At 61.5% G+C, this 2,346-nt stretch carries 4 protein-coding genes; 1 reads left to right on the top strand and 3 read right to left on the bottom strand.

Translation table 11 applies throughout. The features are described from left to right. A partial coding sequence (locus tag VFE81_RS21105; RefSeq protein WP_325046460.1) for a site-specific integrase occupies positions 1-536 on the top strand: 536 nt, incomplete at its 5' end. A 241-nt stretch (positions 537-777) separates the two neighbouring features. On the opposite strand, the gene VFE81_RS21100 is transcribed toward VFE81_RS21105, so the two are convergent. The 3 genes from VFE81_RS21100 to VFE81_RS21090 form a co-directional block, all read right to left on the bottom strand. Continuing rightward, on the bottom strand, positions 778-1,845 hold the full coding sequence (locus VFE81_RS21100; RefSeq protein WP_325046459.1) for a contractile injection system protein, VgrG/Pvc8 family: 1,068 nt from the start codon (positions 1,843-1,845) through the stop codon (positions 778-780). Beyond that, a complete protein-coding gene (locus VFE81_RS21095; protein WP_325046458.1) occupies positions 1,845-2,066 on the bottom strand; it encodes a tail protein X in 222 nt (73 codons plus the stop codon). The genes VFE81_RS21100 and VFE81_RS21095 overlap by 1 nt, the downstream gene beginning before the upstream one ends. Next, positions 2,063-2,346 (bottom strand): phage tail protein (locus VFE81_RS21090; protein WP_325046457.1); only part of this gene is annotated, 284 nt, incomplete at its 5' end. The genes VFE81_RS21090 and VFE81_RS21095, both read right to left, overlap by 4 nt.

Raw genomic sequence — 2,346 nt, 5'->3', positions numbered from 1 at the left:
CATATAAAGACGTGCCGGCGTTCATGGTCAAACTGCGTGGCCGTAAGGGTGTCGGCGCCGCCTGCCTTGAATTCACTATTTTGTGCTGCACTCGTACCAGTGAATCAACCGGCACGAAGCCACCCGAAATTGACCTGACTTCGCTTATTTGGACAATCCCAGCGGAGCGGATGAAAGCCCAGAAAGAGCATCGCGTACCACTGACCGCGCGGGCTGTCGAAATTTATCAGGGCATCCCCACAATCAAAGGACTGGCGTTCCCTGGCTCGAAAGGCAAAGAGCTATCCGAAAACACCATGCTCAAGGTATTGGAGCGCATGGGCTATGGACAGTACACGGTGCACGGCTTCAGGTCGGCGTTTCGGGATTGGGCGGCGGATCAGACGAATTACCCGAACGAAGTCGCAGAAATGGCGCTGTCTCACGTCGTCGATGATAAGGTCGAGGCCGCGTATCGCCGCGGTGAACTGCTCGACAAGCGGCGCAACCTGGCGAACGATTGGGCCGCTTACTGCGCGAGTGCGATCGCGGCGTAAACTGTCGGCATGCCGATCAATCCACGCCCCGTGTTCACCCGCGCCGTCAAACTGCTTGAAGCGGGCCGGTGCCCCGAATGCAACCGCATCCATGACCCACTGGGCGCGTCAGAAGAGTACGCACCTCGTATCGTTCCGCTTAACTGCAGTTGGTGCAGTGAGCGCCTACGGATCATCCGTGAGTTTCAAGCCTGGCAGCGTCAAGACTCGGCGGCGCATCGCGCCATCCGAAGGTAGCGCCCTAATTCGGGCGAATGATGTCCGTCACGCTGCCGCTTGTCGCGTCCTCAACATCCGGGTCGCTGTTCGGCTTTTCCGCGTCGACGCTGCAGGTATAGCCGCCGCTCTTCGTAATGCTGTGCTCGACGCGCGTCACCAGCCAGCCGCCCGCAATGCGCTCGCGAAAGCCATCGCCCATCGTCAGGTTCGTTTCGGCGGTCATGTCAGGCCGCCCCGGCATGCTGACGATCAACCGGGATTCGCCGCGCGCGCGTTTGGCTATTTCCGCCTCGACGGCGGCCGTAGCCATCGCCGCATTCCTGAAGCCCATGCGGAAGCGCTTCACGGGGTCGCCGTAGCCCTTGCTTACTTCGTGCCTGGCGGCGGCACGGTTGTCGCGATAGAACGCAACCACGGTGCCTGCGCTGTCCCTGCGGGCGAGCCTCATGCGGTAATTGCTCACATCGCGGCTAGCCAGCGTGATTGTCGGCAGCTCTGTGCCGCTGACGGTCTTCGCATTGCCGCGCTTGGCAAAGATCAGCTTCCCGCCTGCAGGCTTCGCAATGGCGTCATACCGCTTCGCCAGTCGAATCAGCAGATTGATATCCGACTCCGAAGACTGGTCGATATGTGGCAGCTGCACGCCGGCCAGTTCCGGCGATGTGACGCCGGTCATGCCATGTTCGGCCGCCATCTTCGACACCATCGCGCCGATCGTTGTATCTACCGGCCAGCTGCGCGATTTCTGCGTCTGAAAATCAAGCTTGCCTTTCGGCGTCCCGTCATATGGCGCGGCGTTCGCGATAAGCGTGATCGTCTCAGGCCATCCGGCTAGTTCAATCTCATTGCAGACGAACATGCCTTTCGGGATCAGCTTCCCGCCGTAGCCGATCCATACGCGCAGCTCCGCGCCGGTCGGCGGGATCTTCACAGGGTTCATGTCGTCCGTGTCCGACAACACCACTTCCAGGCTGTCAGAGTTGAAGCCGGTTTCATCGGTCAGGCGAAGGGACACAAATCGCGACGCGAGCGCGTCGGTGATGTCTTTGTCATTGGCCGTGATCTTGAAGACCGGCGCGTAACTATCCATCAGTCCCACAGCGCAAGCCCCGTGGTGACCGGCGAAGTTATCGGGGCGGCCGATGGCAGGACAACCACCACGCCGGCCGGGAGGATGGCGCCACGGTCGGCTAGGCCGGGGTTGGCTTCCAGCACAGCGGCCAGCGTTCCAGCCGTGCATGCGCCGTAATGTTTAAACGCAATCTCATCGACCACATCGCCGTCCGTGGTGGTGTACGTCTGCGCGCTCATGCTGCGCCGCCATCATCGAACAGACGAAGCGACACGCTGAATTCCTGCTTGCGGAACGTGCCGTCAGGTTTGTAGTACGTGCGCGTTTCCTCGACGCGCTCGATCACGAAATACGCCGTGATGTCGCCATAGGCGGGAATCAGCCGGAGCGGCCGGCCCTGCCGCGCAAGCGCCCGCAACGCGTCGACTTGTTGCACCCCGCCCCGCCAATCTGGGTACACGGTGCCGGGTAGCGTGATCGAGTCAGCGCCGGGGCCGGTGTACTGCAGTGCGTCGTGCC

Origin of the sequence: Paraburkholderia sp. (assembly GCF_035656215.1) — a bacterium.
Lineage (GTDB): Bacteria > Pseudomonadota > Gammaproteobacteria > Burkholderiales > Burkholderiaceae > Paraburkholderia.
This window is presented reverse-complemented; position numbering and strand designations above follow the sequence as displayed.